The sequence below is a fragment of the Vibrio sp. 1978 genome (assembly GCF_033344345.1).
Genome location: NZ_JAWPOP010000012.1, coordinates 11,778 through 29,805, shown reverse-complemented (window position 1 = coordinate 29,805; position 18,028 = coordinate 11,778). Strand labels below are relative to the sequence as shown.

At 44.6% G+C, this 18,028-nt stretch carries 14 protein-coding genes; 8 read left to right on the top strand and 6 right to left on the bottom strand.

From position 1 onward, the window contains the following. Nucleotide 1 precedes the first annotated feature (1 nt). From R8N49_RS13275 to R8N49_RS13265, 3 genes are read left to right on the top strand one after another with little or no spacing between them, the layout of a single operon-like run. Nucleotides 2–982, top strand: a complete 981-nt coding sequence (locus R8N49_RS13275) for an HlyD family secretion protein (RefSeq protein ID WP_149192518.1) — start codon at nt 2–4, stop codon at nt 980–982. Nucleotides 983–1,004: 22 nt separating this feature from the next. Beyond that, nucleotides 1,005–2,171, top strand: coding sequence for an ABC transporter permease (locus R8N49_RS13270; protein WP_213894317.1), 1,167 nt, complete (start codon nt 1,005–1,007; stop codon nt 2,169–2,171). After that, nucleotides 2,168–3,319 carry an ABC transporter permease gene (locus R8N49_RS13265; RefSeq protein ID WP_318190001.1) on the top strand — a complete coding sequence of 384 codons (1,152 nt, stop codon included), beginning with the start codon at nt 2,168–2,170 and terminating at the stop codon, nt 3,317–3,319. Before R8N49_RS13270 ends, R8N49_RS13265 begins: the two co-directional genes overlap by 4 nt. Nucleotides 3,320–3,606: 287 nt before the next feature. Here the strand turns inward: R8N49_RS13265 and R8N49_RS13260 are convergent, their stop codons facing one another. The 6 genes from R8N49_RS13260 to aspT all read right to left on the bottom strand — a co-directional run bounded on the left by R8N49_RS13260 (nt 3,607) and on the right by aspT (nt 10,874). Continuing rightward, nucleotides 3,607–4,515: a LysR family transcriptional regulator gene (locus R8N49_RS13260; protein ID WP_017821360.1), complete on the bottom strand. Its 909-nt coding sequence runs from the start codon at nt 4,513–4,515 to the stop codon at nt 3,607–3,609. Between the two features lie 143 nt (nt 4,516–4,658). Further along, nucleotides 4,659–5,087, bottom strand: a complete 429-nt coding sequence (locus R8N49_RS13255) for a hypothetical protein (protein WP_047102715.1) — start codon at nt 5,085–5,087, stop codon at nt 4,659–4,661. A 17-nt stretch (nt 5,088–5,104) separates the two neighbouring features. Then, the gene (locus R8N49_RS13250) at nt 5,105–6,274 is read right to left on the bottom strand and encodes a patatin-like phospholipase family protein (RefSeq protein WP_017634571.1); all 1,170 of its coding nucleotides are present in this window, start codon (nt 6,272–6,274) and stop codon (nt 5,105–5,107) included. A 210-nt stretch (nt 6,275–6,484) separates the two neighbouring features. Then, a complete protein-coding gene (gene pdxY, locus R8N49_RS13245; RefSeq protein ID WP_033906186.1) occupies nt 6,485–7,342 on the bottom strand; it encodes a pyridoxal kinase PdxY in 858 nt (285 codons plus the stop codon). A 125-nt stretch (nt 7,343–7,467) separates the two neighbouring features. Then, nucleotides 7,468–9,063 carry a bifunctional aspartate transaminase/aspartate 4-decarboxylase gene (locus tag R8N49_RS13240; protein WP_186584977.1) on the bottom strand — a complete coding sequence of 532 codons (1,596 nt, stop codon included), beginning with the start codon at nt 9,061–9,063 and terminating at the stop codon, nt 7,468–7,470. A gap of 95 nt (nt 9,064–9,158) precedes the next feature. Beyond that, nucleotides 9,159–10,874 (bottom strand): aspartate-alanine antiporter, encoded by a 1,716-nt coding sequence (gene aspT / locus R8N49_RS13235; RefSeq protein WP_186584976.1) that lies wholly within the window; start codon nt 10,872–10,874, stop codon nt 9,159–9,161. Nucleotides 10,875–11,300: 426 nt separating this feature from the next. Here aspT and R8N49_RS13230 point away from each other — a divergent pair, with 426 nt between their 5' ends. The 5 genes from R8N49_RS13230 to R8N49_RS13210 all read left to right on the top strand — a co-directional run bounded on the left by R8N49_RS13230 (nt 11,301) and on the right by R8N49_RS13210 (nt 17,963). Next, nucleotides 11,301–11,513, top strand: a complete 213-nt coding sequence (locus R8N49_RS13230) for a DUF1656 domain-containing protein (RefSeq protein WP_005377106.1) — start codon at nt 11,301–11,303, stop codon at nt 11,511–11,513. Nucleotides 11,514–11,523: 10 nt separating this feature from the next. Continuing rightward, nucleotides 11,524–12,387 (top strand): HlyD family secretion protein, encoded by an 864-nt coding sequence (locus tag R8N49_RS13225; RefSeq protein ID WP_186584974.1) that lies wholly within the window; start codon nt 11,524–11,526, stop codon nt 12,385–12,387. Between the two features lie 13 nt (nt 12,388–12,400). Continuing rightward, a complete protein-coding gene (locus R8N49_RS13220; RefSeq protein ID WP_186584972.1) occupies nt 12,401–13,756 on the top strand; it encodes an FUSC family protein in 1,356 nt (451 codons plus the stop codon). A 302-nt stretch (nt 13,757–14,058) separates the two neighbouring features. Further along, entirely contained in the window at nt 14,059–15,714 is a 1,656-nt protein-coding gene (locus tag R8N49_RS13215) for a hypothetical protein (protein WP_186584970.1), read from the top strand. 209 nt (nt 15,715–15,923) lie between these two features. After that, entirely contained in the window at nt 15,924–17,963 is a 2,040-nt protein-coding gene (locus R8N49_RS13210) for a carboxylesterase family protein (RefSeq protein ID WP_318190000.1), read from the top strand. The last annotated feature ends 65 nt before the right edge of the window (nt 17,964–18,028 follow it).

Sequence of the window (18,028 nt, the reverse complement as noted above, 5' to 3'; positions counted from 1 at the left end):
CATGGCAGCTAAATCACTAAAACCCGTTTTACTCTCACTTTGTGCTTTGGGTGTTGCCTCTTGGGTTGGGTATCAATTTTACCAAGCCTATCATTCGGAACCGATCCGCTTACAGGGATTAATTGAAGCCCAGCAATACAGCATTTCCTCAAAAGTCCCAGGGCGTATTGATGAGGTAATGGTACGTAAAGGCGACGATGTAGAGAAAGGTCAGCTTATTTTTACCCTTCATAGTCCTGAAATTGAAGCGAAGTTAGAACAAGCAAAAGCAGGTGAAAAAGCGGCGGACGCTTTAGCTCAAGAAGCTGAGAAAGGCGCACGTGAGCAACAAATCCAAGCAGCAAAAGATCAGTGGATGAAAGCCAAAGCCGCTGCGAATTTAATGGAAAAAACCTACAATCGTGTAAATAACCTTTATAACGATGGCGTGGTTGCAGAACAAAAGCGCGATGAAGCTTTAACGCAGTGGCAAGCAGCGAAATACACAGAAAGTGCCGCGTTTCAAATGTACGAAATGGCAAAAGAAGGCGCTAGAAGTGAAACCAAAGTGGCTGCGGCGGAAAAAGCGCGCATGGCATCAGGTGCCGTAGCCGAAGTAGAAGCGTACGCGAAAGATACTCAGATCTACAGCTGGTTTGACGGCGAAGTCTCTCAAGTTCTACTTCAAAGTGGTGAATTAGCACCTCAGGGCTTCCCGGTTGTTACTGTGATAGATACAGAAGATGCCTGGGCGACACTTAATGTGCGTGAAGATTACCTTCAACACTTTAGAAAAGGAGCAACCTTTGATGCCTATTTGCCTGCCTTAAACAAAAATGTTGAGTTCAAAGTAACGCATGTTGCCGTTATGGGTGACTTTGCAACGTGGAGAGCAACCGATGCTTCTCAAGGTTTTGATCTTCGTACCTTTGAAGTAGAAGCTCGTCCAGCTCAACCCGAACCTGAACTGCGTATGGGAATGAGTGTTGTCGTTGAACTTTAATCACAACCACTAGGTTAATGCTATGACGATTAAGATTTCACAGCGGCATATCTTACGACGAGACAAGTGGTTGCTTTCGTGCCTTACTTGGATACCGATTTTGCTCGCGATGATGATTTGGGGAGTGTTCTCTGCGGGCATTGCCCGGGATCTGCCAATCGGTGTGGTTGATCTACAACATTCCCAACTTTCTCGAAAGCTCATTCAATCTTTGGATGCGTCGTCGAGTCTGGCTGTTAACTATCACTACACCAGTGCAAGCGAAGCAAAAAATGCGATGATTGAAGGCGATATCTACGCTTACGCGGTCATCCCATCTAAGTTCGACCAAGATATTCTCCAACACCGCCAACCTCAACTTTCTGTCTTTTACAACAGTCAGTACATTTTGGTAGCGAAACTGATCAACTCTGCCGTTGCGCAAGCACAAGGCTATTTCGACGCTCAGGTTGAAGTAATGGGAAACTTGGCTAAGGGTAACACCACAACGTTAGCAGCGGCTGGACAAGCTGTACCCGTGTCGACACAAATAACCGCATTATTTAACCGTAACAATAACTACGCACAATTTTTGGTAACGGCTATCGTTCCAGCCATTTGGCAAATATGTATTGTAGTAAGCACTATTTTGATTCTTGCCGCGCACTTTCGCATTTATGGTGGAAAGAATGGATTTGCATTTTTGGGCGAAAAGCCATACGCCAGGCTCACTACCCTATTAAGTCAGTACATTCCGGTCTTTATGGCGCAAGGTGCGTTGTTCTTGTACTGGTTTTATTCCGTGCTTGATTGGCCAATGGAAGGCAGTTTTGTGGTTATGCTACTAGCACAATTGGCGACGGTTATCGCCTGTATCATTATGGGAGCGTTGTTCTTCTTCTTGTCGATGGATCCTGCACGTGCGATGAGTTTTGCTGGCGCGTTTACGGCTCCAAGTTTCGCTTTCATGGGAATTACATTCCCAGTTTCTGACATGAACACACTCGCTTATGCATGGCGTTCATTATTGCCGATTACCCATTACATTGAAGTACAAGTGAGTCAAGCAAACTATGGAGCATCGGCCGCGCAATCTTTAAGCTCGCTATGGCCTATGATTGGTTACGTTATGCCTCTGCTCATTACCGCTGCCTTGATGGGTAAACATCGAACAGCTTCATCAACACGCCAAGCGAAGGAGGCGGTATGACATTGTGGCAACTGATTAAAGCGGAACTTAAGGCCGTTCTAACCAATCCAGTCGTTACGTTGACCGTGTTTGGTGGTGTCGTATTTTACTCGTTTTTATACCCTTTGCCTTATGCACAACAAACGCCTCGTGAACAACCAATCGCGATTGTTAATCTAGATGGTAGTCTGACGAGTTTAAAGCTGGAACGTATGGTTGATGCCACCCCACAAGTCAACGTAGTCACTCGACTTCATGCGATTGCCGATGCAAAGCAAGCATTTTTACAACGAGAGATCACCGGTTTTTTAGTCATACCGGAACACTTTTACAAAGACCTAATGCTAGGTAAAAGCCCGACTCTGGCCTACGCTGCGGACGCCTCGTATTTTCTCGTGTACGGAACCGTGGTAGAAGGATTGGCCCAAGCTGGAGGCACATTAGGGGCCCAAGTGAAAGTCAGTAAAATGGTGATAGATGGTGTGCCCATGAGTATGGCTAGCCATAATTACTCTGCTATTAAGCTTAATATGAAACCAACGTTCAACCCAACCATGGGTTACATCGAATACGTAGTGCCGGCAGTATTTGTTCTGATTTTACAACAAACGTTGATCATGGCGGTTGGATTACAAACGGGAACACAGCGTCATGGTCGTGGCTATTGGTCACAAGTATCAACGGGATCGCTGTTGCTTGTGAGAACGTTAGTATTTGTGGCAATTTATTATTTACTCGGCGCCTATTATTTTGGTTTTAGCTTCGAACGCTTAAACGTAAACCATATCGCCAACGCGGGCGAATTGCTAGCTATGTTGTTCCCGTTCTTTTTAGGTTGTTGCGGACTAGGCTTCTGGCTAGGTTACTTATTACCTCGGCGTGAACTTGTCACCTTAGTCGTCTTAGTGAGCTCTATGCCGCTCATTTTCTTGGCTGGTTTTATTTGGCCAATTGAAGCCATACCTACTCCCTTATTATGGATTGCTGATTTAAGCCCAAGCACTTGGGCGATAAAAGCTTTCTTAGCGCTAAACCAAATGGGGGCAACCTGGCAACAAGTCGCTCCACATTGGACGGCGCTTTGGGCACTCACCGTGCTTTGGGGTAGCGTTGCGTACTGGATTGCTAAGCGAAGTAACAAGCCAGTTGTAACAGAGAGCTTGGGGTGACAGCTGACATTTTTTATTACTATAAAAAAAGCCGGGTAACTAAACCCGGCTGAAAATCTGCGTCCTTGCAGCGGACATATGGTAAAAACACTTTTTGCTCTGGGCTTACCCATTGAGCGAGGTTAGATTAAGCCAAAAACTATGGACTCCATACTCTCATATAGAGGGTTATATCCTTCCAATAGACATTAGCTCTTCGCTAGAACGATAACGTTTTTCAGACACAAAAAAACAAGACTCACATTGAGTCTTGTTGTTGATAGGGATGAGCAGGATACATGTCGCCGCTAAGTCATATCACGGATTATTTTCTCTCGGTATTCTGTAACGACCTTCATGATTGAATTTTTTACATCACCGACTTGCTTAGAGGGTTGGCACCATAGGCCAAAACCAAACTTAAAACCTTCCAATAATTCAGAAGCTTCCACTGGCTCTATATGATTATTAGAAAACTCCGAATGGGCAAACGTTCTGGGGAGAATCGCCCATCCTAAACCTGCTTCAACCATTTTCACTACAAGGGCCAATTGGTCGACCTCTTCATGGTTCGAACTTACGATGACTTTTTCGCCCATTCCCTCTTCAATAAGAGACCGCAGTACAAATTGTTTACTATTCCTCAAGGCTGTCAATACTCGATCTGGTGCCACAGAAGCGAGTTCACCACCTTTCTGGACGAAAGGAACAAATTCAAAATGACCTAAAAACGTCGCATCCAAACTATGTATTGCTCGACTATCATGCACATTGACAATACCGAATTGATACTCACCATTCTGTAAACCCTCTTTAATTTCGTTGCGATTACGAACAAGAAAGTTAACTCGCATCATCGGAAAATCTGCTGCTAATTGAATACGAAGCAATACAAGAAAACGGTGTGGTATAGCGCTTGAATAGGCGATACTAACATTCTCTAACCCACCGTAAGCCAGACTTAATGCGACTTTATCGAAAGTACGTGCTTGTTCGATGGTTTGCTTAGCATAGTGGTAAAGAAGATGACCATCTTCTGTCGGTTCTACCGAGCGCCCCACTCGCTCAAACAGGTTGACCGCCAGTTGATCTTCAAGATTGGTAATCACCTGCCCTATTGTAGTTCGGTGCTTATTGAGTTTGACCGCCGCCTTACTAAACGAAAGCTGTTCATAAACGGTTACGAACGCGAGAAGTTGTTCAAAACTAAAATTCATAGGTTGTGCTTACTTTTTAGAGTTATCTAATTAAATTACCACAAGATCGTAGAATTGCTACTTGGTAACGGTAACAATCTGCGTTTGAATTCCTTCTCGACAACACAAAAAAAACCTACTAGCGTCAGTAGGTTTTCTCTAACTTAGTTGTACTCAACGACACGAGCTAAATAGTTGAATTCTCCTGAGTCACCATGGTAATCACGGTAGACATCGACACTGAAATATTTAGGTTGATCAGCGTAAATGTGGTCAACGACTTTTTGCTCAAGTGACTCCAACGTTTCACCGACCTGAGAGTACACGAACTGCTTGTTCACTTTTTCCAATTTACGTTGTTTCGCTTCTTTGTGTGACACATAGTTGTTGATCTCTTCCCACTTTCCCACGAACTCGACCGCCACGTAACTCGAGTTCTCGTCAATCATAATAAAGGCTGCACCTTCTTCTTTGATTGCAGACAGTTGCTGCATATCACTATCCACTTTTTGCTGGTCAAGATGGGCTCCACTTTGGGCGAATGCAGTCGCGGAAGCGGTAAGCATCATGAGTGTAAGAACGGCTTTTTTCATTGTATCGTTTTCCTGTATTAAGGGAGTTCAGTTACCCAAAGTTGCCCTTGGGTGGCTTTTTTGAATCCATATTCGTAAATCGTCAGCAAGTAGCGGTGATCGAACATATCTTTCGTTACTTTGGCGTATCTGAAATCTTGATCAATGTAGGTAAACTGCATCTCGATATCGTTGATTTCACTGATGTATTTCATTCGATAGAGATCACCACGAGTTTGCGCTAGCGTAAGGCTTGAGACACTCTTCGATACCAAGTCCAAACCTTTGTCTTTTAGTGGACGATACGGCGCTTTTAACGCACCATTGCGAATCACATCCAACTGAGGCGCTTTTTCTAACCCCAAAGCATCTGAGATTTGTTGATAGTTGAAGTTAGACGGATTAAAGAACACCTGCGCTGCGAGACCGCCATCTACGTGTAACTCCTCAAGTGTTTCTCCATCATGTTCAACATCGATAAATTGTGGAGGGAAAACACCAGGGATCGATGCGCTCGCAGCAAGCACCTTGTAAATAAGTTCAGATTTGTCCGCTAAATCACTGTTCGCAATCGCACCAATATTCCAAATCACCAGTTCGCCTGAATCAAAATGGGTACTGCCAATAAAGAGGCGTTTACCATTGCGGTGTTGCTGCGCCATCGCCTCGATCATGGGCTCAGGGTAAGCGTCTGCGATGAAATCATAGAGGTTCTCACCATCGGTAAACGCGTCCTTAAACAGGGTATTTAAGAAGTTCTTCTTACCCAAAATATTCTTATCATTGATGTTGAGCATGACTTCTTTCATCTTTGGCATCGCATCACCGCCAATGAAAACAAAAGGAGCGATTAGGGCACCCGCACTGACTCCAGTAATGATGGCATAATCTTTTAGCTCCCCCTTTTCCTGTAGCCCCATCAAAACGCCGGCCCCGTATGCACCGTTTACGCCACCACCCGATAAGGCCAAAATATTGAGCTGTTCACCCTCTACTTTGATCGGTGTGGTTTGATTGTGCGCTGAGTAGAGAAAATCCGGCGCTTCATTGGCCCACATTCGAAGTGGCTCATTTGGTGTCGAACTCGCGATCTCGACATCTTTATAGTTGCTTTGAGAAACACGAACATCCAGCGTATGAGGTGAACTACAAGCTACTATCAGCAGCGAAAGTGCAACCGTCACACCAGAGGAAATTAAACGATTCATAATCAGTCTCATTTAATGTTCTCTGGCGTATGACCAGAGACTCAGTTTGAAGTTAATTGGGTCAAAATGAAGTCCGTTTCGTTGTTTGGAGTTACTATAGCTAGGCACGGCTAAACCCCATAATCGCGATTGTAGGATGCTATCCATCAAAGCAATTATGCCAAGTTTCTATATGCTAACTTTACGCTTCTCCGTTAATTAGGTACTGCGCTAAGCAATTTTCACGACGTTGAACTCATGCGTCGGTTCGACAAATTCGTATTGGGCATTGATCGTCTGTAGCTCCCATGTGCCATAGCCTTTTGTGATCTCCAATACACCGTAAACGGCGTTATGTGTATGACGAAAGGCTGCGACAGGAGACATCTTCTTCACCAAACAAGAGGTAAAAATAGCAGAAATTAAATCACCGACTCCGACTGGCTGCATAGCAAATTCAACACTAGGTCGTTGGGCCAAATAGCTTGCTTTCGGCGTCGCTAAAATCATACTGAAGGCGTCATCTGTTAGTGCATGCAGGTGTTTCACCAATACCATTTTCGGTCCTAACTCTAAGGCTTTTTTACATGCAGTGACCGCATCATAAAGAGAGTTAATTTTCACACCTGTTAACTCGCTCAGTTCAAACTGGTTAGGAACAATCACATCAGCGATGGGCAACAAGCTATGGCTTATCGCTTCTTTGACACCGTCTGCCACAATGCAACCTTTGTCTGGATCACCCATAACTGGGTCACACACATACAGTGCACTATGGTTACGCGATTTGACTAAACTTACCGCTTCGGCCACCGCTCGACATTGCTCTGCGCTGCCTTGATAACCGGACAGTATCGCGCCACATTCGCCTAACTTCTCGATGTTATCTAAGCCTCTCATTAGAGAATGAATTTCATCTGCCCCAAACTTCTGTCCAGTCCAACCTTGCTGGTACTGAGTGTGATTTGAAAACTGAACCGTGTGAATTGGCCAGACTTCGAGGCCCATTCTCTGCATCGGGAAGACGGCAGAACTGTTTCCTGCGTGGCCATAAACCACATGAGATTGAATAGAAATAATGCTTTTCATAAGTCACTCTTAATTGAGAAGTTTGTTAGCTTGGCGACTAAATAAACACAATATCGCGCACTGTGCTTATTTGGTCGGAATAGCCTCGACAACGCCGAGGCTTATTCTTAATCAGGCTGGATTAATTAGCCTTGGAACTCAGCGAAGTACTCATCCAACACTTTGCGCGTTGCACGACCGATAAGCTCGTATTCGTGATGAGTAAGGTTTGCTAACGAAACTCGAACTGATGCGTGTACTACATCGAAGCCTTGGCCTGGAAGTAGGATAACGCCGGTTTCATGTGCAAGACGGAACAGGAAGTCTTTGCCCTTCTCGCTCGCTTTGAACCATTCAACGAAGGCTGGTCCGTACAATTTGCCGCCCAAAGTGTCGAGCTCAAGCAGCGTGTAGTAGTCCACACGATCTTTGTTTTCTTCAATTTCTACACCCATGTTTTTGTACAGAGTTTTGTAACGCTCGCGGATGATGCGTTTACATGCTTCTTTGTAGTTTTGTTCTGAGTCCATCAAGCAGTTCAATGAGAACAACGCCATTTGAACTTGTTGAGGAAGAGACAAACCTGCTGTGTGGTTAAGCGCTACGCTGCGGCTATCTGCAACGATACGGTCAATAAACTTGATCTCACGTGGTTCCGGAGTCAGCGTTTTGTAACGGTCGTCTAACTCAAGTTGACGCGCTTCAGGAAGGCAGCGCATTGCATCGTCAAACACGTTGTTGTGTTGAATCGCAATCGAGCCTAAACGCCAGCCTGTTGCACCGAAGTACTTAGAGAACGAGTAAACACAAAGCGTGTTGTATGGCAGTTTCGCGAACAGTGAGACAAAGTCGTCCGCAAATGTGCCGTATACATCGTCAGTCACAATGAACAAGTCGCTACGTTCGTTGTTCACAAAATTTGATAGGTTATCCAGAGTCTCATCCGAGAACTTCACAGACGCTGGGTTTGCTGGGTTCACGACACAAAGCAGTTTGATGTCTGTATCTGCAAGCTTTTCGATTTCAGCCATCGGCAGTTGCCATGTTGTCTCATCCAGACGTAGCTCAACGATTTCCAGTTCGTATTCACTAAGCTCTGGGATCTCTAGGTACGGCGTAAAGATTGGAGTGATTAGCGCAACCTTGTCACCTTTCTTTAATAGACCGTTGTTGAACATAGTTTGGAAGGTGTACGTCATAGACGCTGTACCGCCTTCAGTTGCAAACAGATCGAAGTCTGTTGTCATTGGCATCGGGCCGTACATCTCTTCTGCGATGTACTGCTTCACAACGGTTTCGATGTTCGTCAACATACGTGGTGGCACTGGGTAGTTACATGCAAGGTATGCGTTAACCAGCTCATTCAAAAATGCCTGTTTCTCTAGACCCAAACGGTCTTTTGCGTAGCTCAGCGACTTTTCCAAGAAATGTACGCCTTGGTCTTGTTTATTCTTGCTTGCAAACGTATCGAAGCGCTCAACAATGCCCACACCATCTGGAATGCCACCGAAACCACCATCTAGGAATGAATAAGTGCGCTCGGCTTCCAATATTGCGAACTCACCCAAACGAATGAACGCTTTACGCGGTAGTGTCGCTAGAAAATTAGGGTTACCACGACCTGCATCTAATAAAGCGCGGTCAGGAACAGTTTGTGCCACTTCAATAAGTTTATCTTTTAATTCAAATGGGCTTAAATCTGCAAATTTAGAAAAATCAATTGTTGTATTTTGCGTAGTCATAATATTTACCTGAATTTATTATTTAGTGAAATTTGGATAATACTTCCCCTACCGCCTATTTAATTAGGCGATAAGAGTGTTCGAATTTATTTAAATTACATGCCTGCGTTTAAAGTAATAATGCCGACAATAATTGGACCCCATAGGGTGAGCAGTACATTGGCGACAGCATAAGTCACGGTGAATGAGAATACTGGCGTTGCGTTACCTGTTTTTTCCATTAAAGCCGCGAATGCTGGGTTCGCACTTCGTCCACCTGTAACACAGCCAAGTGCTTCAACTGGATTCTTAATCTTCAATACAAAATATGAGAAGAAGAACGAAATAATCTGAGGGATAATCGTTACACCCATGCCAAGGAACAACAGAGACATACCGTGTTCTTTGATGGTGTCGACCGCTTGAGGGCCTGCCTCTAGGCCAACAATGCCCACAAATGCTGCCAAACCGAAATCTCGAATGAAGTTCGCCGCCCCTTCTGGGAACTGAGCAACGTGGGGATTGCGGCTACGCAACCAACCGACGATCAAACCTGAGATCAAACAACCTGCACCAGAACCGATGGTGACGGGAATACCTGCAATCTTAAAGCTGATAAGACCAATCAATAGACCAAGCACCATACCCATACCAAGCACAATGAAATCCGTCATGGTTGCAGAGCCCATGCGTTGACCGATGTTTTTCTCAACGCGATTAATGTCTTTTGCTGTACCTGTAAGCTGGATGACGTCGTTTTTCTTCACCACAAGGTCCGGCGTCATTTCGATAGAGCTGCCTTCACGAATGTAATCCGTCACATAAATGCCGCGCATTGAACCTTGGTTCGAAGCCTCTTTGATCTCTTGCAGCGACTTACCAATCAGTTTGCGGTTGTCTGCGATCAGTTGACGGTTTTCTTCAATAACTTCATAGCCTTCTGGAAGTGCAATCTCGTTGTCAGCCAAACCATCTTGCAACTGATGTACCGCATTACGACGACCTGTTACAACAATGACATCCCCTTCTTTCAGTGCTGTGAATTTGTCCACTTCTAACACTTTGCCATCACGTTGAATCAATTCAATACAAGCAGCTAGAGCGTGTTGGTTTAACTGAGCTAGGGTTTTGCCTGCTAGCCCGCCATCTTTGCTCACTTTAAATGCTCGTGTAACCAGCGCGGTTACTGCGTTGAACTCACCCGGCGCTAAATCACGCTTACCATTTGAATTTTTCTCTTCTAGCGCAATCGCTTCTGCTCGGATATCCCACTTCATCAGTGTTGGGAATACCCATGTCACCATCAGAATTGGACCAAGCGAACCAAAGATGTACGTAACCGCGTAGCCTACTGCGACGTTGGTCTGCATTAGGTGCTTCGCTTCTTCTGTCACACCACCAAGACGTGCGATCGCATCACCCGCTGTACCTATGATTGCCGATTGAGTCAAACCACCAGCTGCAAGGCCTGCTGCCGTACCTCTGTCTAGATCGAACATCCAAGCTGCTGCTAGTACACAAAGCAGGCCAGACACCGTCATCACTACAGCGGAAAGTAGAATGTTGATGGTTCTAAAGTTCAGTGCTTTGAAGAACTGCGCACCACCTTGATACCCTACTGCGTAAATAAAGAGCGCAAAGAAAATGCTTTTTACGCCGGGATCAATATGAACACCAAATTGCCCAATAATCACACCCATTAATAATGTTCCGGCAACACCGCCAAGAACAAATCGACCAATGGTAATTTTACCAACCATATAACCGAGAGAGAGCGTAATAAAGAGAGCAACAAATGGTGCCATGTCAAAAAGGTTAGAAATAATTTCCATGACAATTTTACTCTTACTAATAAATATAAAACTCAAATAATCTAACGAATAATCTTTCACTCATATTTGTTGGATTATTTAATTTAAAAAGCATCTCGTTTGCTTCGAAGCGAATATTAGAAACAAAACCTCACAACTCGTAATCCCATTTGAAGGATGAAACCATCACTTCGCATATTCAAACGCAAACATTGAACAATAATTGTCGAAAATTTAATAACTTAGTGGTCTTAAATGAGCATCAAATAAATTGGAAAATAAATTTATTTTTATGTTCACTGTCCAAAAAGCTACTTTGTTGCGCTATTCCCTCTATATAGCGCATGACACCTTTCTCTTGATGGATTAGATCCTACAAAAGCGATTATCACTGATGCCATCACTTGCCTTATCTTTACATTCATCAAGTTAATAGAGAAAAACACCATGAACTCAATGCCACATGAACTTGTGTGGGGCGAAGTTTACTTCCCTCCCTTGTTGCTGGTTATTGCATTGGCTTACATGCTCACCATTTTGGTTGGAACCGTTGCAACAAAACTGGGACTCCACAAATACGTTGCATTTCCTGCGCTCGCTGAGCTAAGCCTAATTGTGATTTTTACTGGCGTTATTGGTCGATTCATTACCATATTTTGAGGCAAATTCCGTGATAAAACGTTATCTCATCACACTGCTACTACTGTGTTCAGCTGGCACCGTGATTTTCAGCTACTACCAATCATACTCTGACAACCCTTGGACTAGAGATGGCCAAGTTAGCGCGCACATCGTTTCTATAACCCCCCGCGTAACAGGACAAATCATCCAAGTCTACGTCGAAGACAATTCGCAAGTGAAACAAGGCGATTTGCTGTTTGAGATTGACCCAAGCATCTATAAAGCGGCGTACCACAAAGCGCTAGCAGCTCAAAAGCAAGCCATTGCATTACTAGCAAAGGCCAAAAATGAAGAGCAGCGAGCACTTAAGTTAGAAAAGCGCACACCTGGCGCTGTACCTGTACTGACATTGAATAACCTAGACAATGCGGTGGAGACAGCCGTTGCCAACGTAGAGCTCGCGAAAGCCAATGTTGAAGAAGCCAAGCTAAACCTTGATTACACAAAAGTTCATGCGCCAACGAATGGTTATATAACTAATTTGAACTTACGCGTCGGCTCTCAAGTCGTCGCTAACTCCCCAGTCGTGGCTTTGATTGATGAAGACAGCTTTTGGATCGAAGGATATTTCAAAGAAACGGATTTAGTTGGCGTTGATCCACAAGATAAAGCCTACGTGACCTTAATGATGCACAATGAAGCTGTGCTGGAAGGAAAAATCAAAAGCATTGGCTACGGCATTGCGAAGCAAGATGGTAGTACTGGTAACGATCTTTTGCCCAATGTGAACCCTAACTTTCAGTGGATACGCTTAGCTCAACGCATTCCAATTAAAGTGAAATTAGATCACTTACCGAAAGATTTTCAACTACGTGTTGGTATGACGGCCTCTATCAAAATCATCAAACAATAATGCGGTGGAATGTATGTTTAATGCCTCAACCAAAGAAGCGATCAAAGCTGCGCTGTCTATCGTTATCGCGATCTGCCTTGCCTTATGGTTTCAATGGGAGAAACCGTATTGGGCAGCGATCGCAGTCGCGGTAATGGCATTAAATGAAAGCTTCGCTCACTCAATAAACAAAGGTCATAATCGCTTATTAGGAACCCTCCTTGGCATCGGTTATGCCTTTTTCCTCATCACGAAGTTTTCTCAAGATCGCTTTTTGTTTCTCACCTTCTTCACCTTGTTTTTAGGTGCGTGCATTTTTATGTCGAGCGACGAAAAGTATGGTTATGTGTTCTCTATCGGTTTTGCTGTGTGCTCCATCATCGCATGTATGGGAGGATTTGATAGTCAAGCAACGTTCCACTTCGCTGTTCTTCGCATGCAAGAGACGATTCTTGGTGTGATCACGTTTTCTGTTGTGTACCGATTAGTCTGGCCAGTCAGTACAGAACAAAACTTCATTCAACGTTTTGAGACCAGCAGAGAGGCGATGCTTAACGCTATGAAATCGCCCAATGATATAGATATTGAAGCTCTTGAGACCAACAGCGCCAACATAGAAAAGTTGTTCCAACTGGTCGGTTTACCACTTACTGGCAGCTACCACTTGAAAGAACATCGTCAGCTATGGCGTGCGCGTTTAAATGAGATGGCACAAATCCAAGACCGATTGCTAGAACAAGCAGATAAATCGCAAAGTCGTGACATCGATTGGCCAACGCTAACGCAGCAACTTCAAAGCTTTGATATTAAAAATCCAAGTACTTCGCTCATTGGTCACGTTGCTTATGTCATGCAAAGAGAGAAAAACACGGTTTGGCATCACGAGCATCGGACCTTCATCCAGCATTTGAATGAAGACGGCAGAAAGGTACTGCAAGGTGTCTCCATGTTCGTGACGTCGCTGTTGATCTGGATTTATCTTCCTGTGCCCGGAGGTTTCATTTTTCCGATGCTAGCAGGCGTGTTCTCTTCAATCGTTCCTACTATGCCACCAAGCATTATTAAAGATGCATTTTTTGGTGTGATAGGCACTGGCACGGTGATTCTATTGCAATACATTTTCCTAATGCCAATGATGACCGAGCTTTGGCAGCTTGGGCTATTCTACTTCATCAACATCATCGTGATTTGGAAGGTATTTTCCACACCAAAGCTGATGGTACACAGAATTCTAGGTATTAACTTATTGGTTGTCTTGACATCAGGAGCGCTCAATTTAACCCCAGCGTATCGAATTGAAACGCCCTTGCTGATGCTGGTAAACATTATGATTATTTTGATGATTGCCAAGTTGTTTACTGATCTGTTTCGTGTTCGCGTTACGGTCTAAGCGTCACCTCCGTTCTTGAAACTAAAGCCCTGCATTGCTTCTGCTCTGCGGGGCTGTTTGTTTGTGAGCTAGCCATTATTCCTCCGTAACCCATAAAGCGAGGATAGTATCCATCAAAAGCGATTAACGGGATTTCTCTACCCACCATAAAATCCTCTCATTGATTTACAAAATGCAATCGGAAACCATGCATTCACAACGTCAATCACAGCAAACATATCTATCTAACTGAACAAGAAGTTCAGTGACACATTAACTGTCTGAGTCTCGAAGGTTTGAGACTATTCAGAGTGGAAACTGTCATGAGTTTTTTTGAATTACGCGCCGGCAAGACGTCTTCTCTTACTGTGCTCGCGAGCGCACTAATGCTTACTACCCCCACTTTTGGCTTCGCCGCTGAAGAGACAACGACCTACAACGAAGTAATCGAGCAAGGCCGAGCACTGTTCGACAAATACGGTATCAGTCATGATTTACCAAAACTGGCCATCAGCTCTCTAGTTCAAGGCGAGCATTTGGTCGAGCATGCCCACCGAAGTGTTAAAATCGGTGATAGCGTTCGCGATTCGTCCGTCTACTTGGTTAAGAACACCGATAACAAAGGCAACATTGATCTGCGTATCAAGTACAACCCTGAACAACTCGATGAAAATGAAAAAGTACTTGATGAGATCGAAGCTTTCACACGAACAGAATACCGCCTTCGAAACTACGCGGAGAGTTTTGATCCGTCATCAGTAAGAGCAAAAGAGGATCAGAACGGTAATGTAATCATCAGCTTCAATTACTCAAAATACGGTCTTCCTCAAGATATCGCCTACTTTCGCTTTTTAAGCGTTGATATTGAGTTGGTTAATGGTGAACCGAAACGTATGGTCATTACCAACGATAAACCGTTCACACATCACAACTACCAAGTGGATTCTTACGATCAAGAGATCCTCTTCCAGAAATTAACATCAGGCAAAATTGCGATTGCCAGCAAAAACACCAAGATAGTTGGTTCAAAGAAAAATAAACCACTCGAAATGATGAGTAGCGTAAAACCGGTAGCGATTTATGAAGATAAGCTTGGCGTGCAAGTACTAGACGAACAACGCTTGAATGAGGTCTCTGATCCACGCATGCAAGAAGCCAGTGTTAAGCTAGACCGAGTTTTTCCTTTAATGGGTGATATGGTGCGTCGTCAAGGTATCGATTTGCCTCTGCCGTTTGGTGTGTCGCTAGCGTATCGAAATCAAGATATGAATATTCCATTTAATGATTTCACGATTGAAGGCATCGGCCTTAATGAACTGTTTGATCCAGAAGACAGTGTCGGCATCGTGAGTGCTGAGAGCATGACGCTTCGTGGCGATGTAAACATCCTGCCATTTTGGAATGTATTTGGTTACATCGGAAAAGTTAATGTCGATGCCAATGTTGATGCCGCCTACACGGGTGAAGGTGGCCAGTACATAAAAGATAAGCTGAACGATAAACTGCCAGGATTAGGTGATAAGTTTTGCGATGGTTTATCTGCACTTTGTAGTCGCGGACGCTTAGACGTGCCGCTGCATTTGGAATATGACCTTCGTGGTATAGGTACAACCCTTTCGGTTGGCTATAAAGAGTTCTTTGCTTCTGTCACTGGTACCTATTCGCAAACTCGCTTAAAGGGCTTAGATGATTGGGGCGATGGTATTGTTACTGTACAGCCGATGTTGGGTTATCAACTTGTCGATTATCGCACGCAGTTCTTTGTCGGAGCAGAATATCAAGGACTGGACGCTCGAATGGACGGGCATGTAAAAAGTGGTGATATCGAATTCGATTACGACATTGGTGTAGATCTTAATCAATGGGCGTTTTTGACTGGTTTCAATAAGCAAATCGGCAAAAACTACAACCTGACCTTTCTCTATAACAAAGGGGAAACTCGAGAGTCAGTAACCTTAAATCTTGGTTACCGTTTCTAGCTCTCATAAAGAGCCCGCCCCTAGACGATGGTAGGACTGCATCCTACAAAGGCGATTACTGAAACTGTCGCCGATGTCCTACCATTTGAGCCATCAATACAACAAGCCATCCAACCATTCACGGATTAATGCCAAAGCGTCAGGACGTCGCTTGTTAGATGCCGTTTAACATTTTCGGTGTACGCACCAAATGACTTTTGGACATAACAATGACTTTACTCAATCGCTCAACTTTAGCCATTACCATCACTCTTGCCTTAGCAGCTTGCAGTGATGACTCTGGTAAACCTAGCGTTCCTAACGGCCCGAAGCCACTACAACCCTTACCACCAGAGCAAATCGCTTTGGAAATTGGCGATGTAACCATTCAAGCGACCAAAGAGTCCCTTGTCATCACACCGCTTGATGCGGATGAAAAACTGGCAGCGGTAGAGGCGTTCAAAGGTATCCAATTTGCGCAAGCAGACCGCTTTAAGCACAGCCTTGTAGCCCCACTTGAAGGCGATATTGATGCGACTCAGTTCGGTGATGCGTGTCCGCAATTAAAAACCACGACTCAAACGCAGTCAGAAAATTGTTTGAACCTAAACATTTGGCGACCAACCGGGACAGAAGCGTACGCAGATTTGCCAGTGTATGTCTTTATTCACGGTGGAGACTTTGAATACGGCGCGGGCTCAGAACCGCTGATTCATGGTGATATGGTGGTTGCACAAGGTGCTGACGATGGTAACCCGTTTATTGCAGTTACTTTTAACTATCGCTTGGGCTTGTTGGGCAGTGTTTGGGTCGATGGTTTGGACAACCCAGAGGGCGGTAACTTTGGCCTAGGCGATCAAAAACACGCGCTTGAATGGGTTCAACAAAACATAGAGGCATTCGGCGGCAATCCGCAAAACGTGACACTCATGGGTCAAGGTGCGGGTGCCATGTCTGTGGGAATTTTACAGCAATCAAAAGGCGATGCTGCAATCGCAGGTGAGCACTTTCAACGTGCCATCATGCAAAGCAACGCTTACGGCTTTGAATATAAAAGTTACGATGTTGCCAAGAGCCAAAGACCAGAGCAAAGCGTTGAAGATCTTGCGTTACTGCCACTTGAAGAGGTTATGAAGGTACAGAGCGAGATGCTTGACCCTATTCAACGTCTTAAGAACTGGGTACTGACCGCCGCGAATATTCCGGTTATAAGCCCAACACGCGACAACAGCCCATTAGCTACGTTGATGCCATTTTCGCCTTACATCGAGCATCGCCCACCAGCGTTTCTAGTGAAAGAAGTACCGGGCTATCACTTTACTGAACAAGCGATTGAGAGTGAATGGATCGTACCGACGGTAATTGGCTCAAACAGTGCAGAAAGCAATACTCTGGGCATGCTGCCGAGCCTGACATTTTTGATCCCAACTATTATTGAAATCTTGGGCCAAGAAGCGCCAGAAATCATTGAAAGTGGTGACGAAACCTTAATCGTCGAATACATGGTTGAGTGGCTAGAATCGGAAACGAACTTAAACCGTTTACGTGCTGAATATCGTTCATTACTCAGCGATTCAGCTTCAATTGAACTCGATCTTTCTGACTTATTTGAACTGCTACCTAGCACCGCTTATGAGGCGATGACTAAGTTGTTCTTCGGTTTGGGGAACTCCGATTCAACCACGGAGTTACTTGCTCTGACTGACTTCTTCCCTAACGATGAAAGCGAACTGAATGGCGCGGCCAAAAACATGCAGCAATTCAAAACCACGTTGCATGATTTGCTCTTCACGGGTCCAAACCGTCATAAAGTTTCAACTGAAGAAGCAACAGGAGCGACGCCAAGCTTCTACTACTTTGACTACAAACCCGGATTCAACGTATGGACTTACAACACCAAAGGTGAAAATGGCGATCTTGACGTTGGTGATTTACTCAAGAGCATCAGTTGTATTGTGGGCGCTTGTAATGCATCGGAATTACCATTTGTGTTTAACAAGGCATTAAAGCTTGATGGTTCAAGTGTTCGCCCGGGTAGCAAAGACAAAGCAATGATGAACGAGCTCTCTCGTATGTGGTTTAGCGAACGTTTATTTGAAGACTTCCAATACAACAGCGCGACTGACCGAGTATTGCTGATCGATAACGATGGCGGTATTCAATCCACACAAGATTGGGACAATGCTCATCACTCAGGCATCGATCCAAAACTGCGCCAAGGTCGCCTCAACGGTCTCGAGGAACTTGGGCTGATTCTGAGTCACATGTAACGTTATCTTCAGTTACTAAAAACTCGTTACCAAATACCTAAAAGCCAGTTCACTGGCTTTTTTCA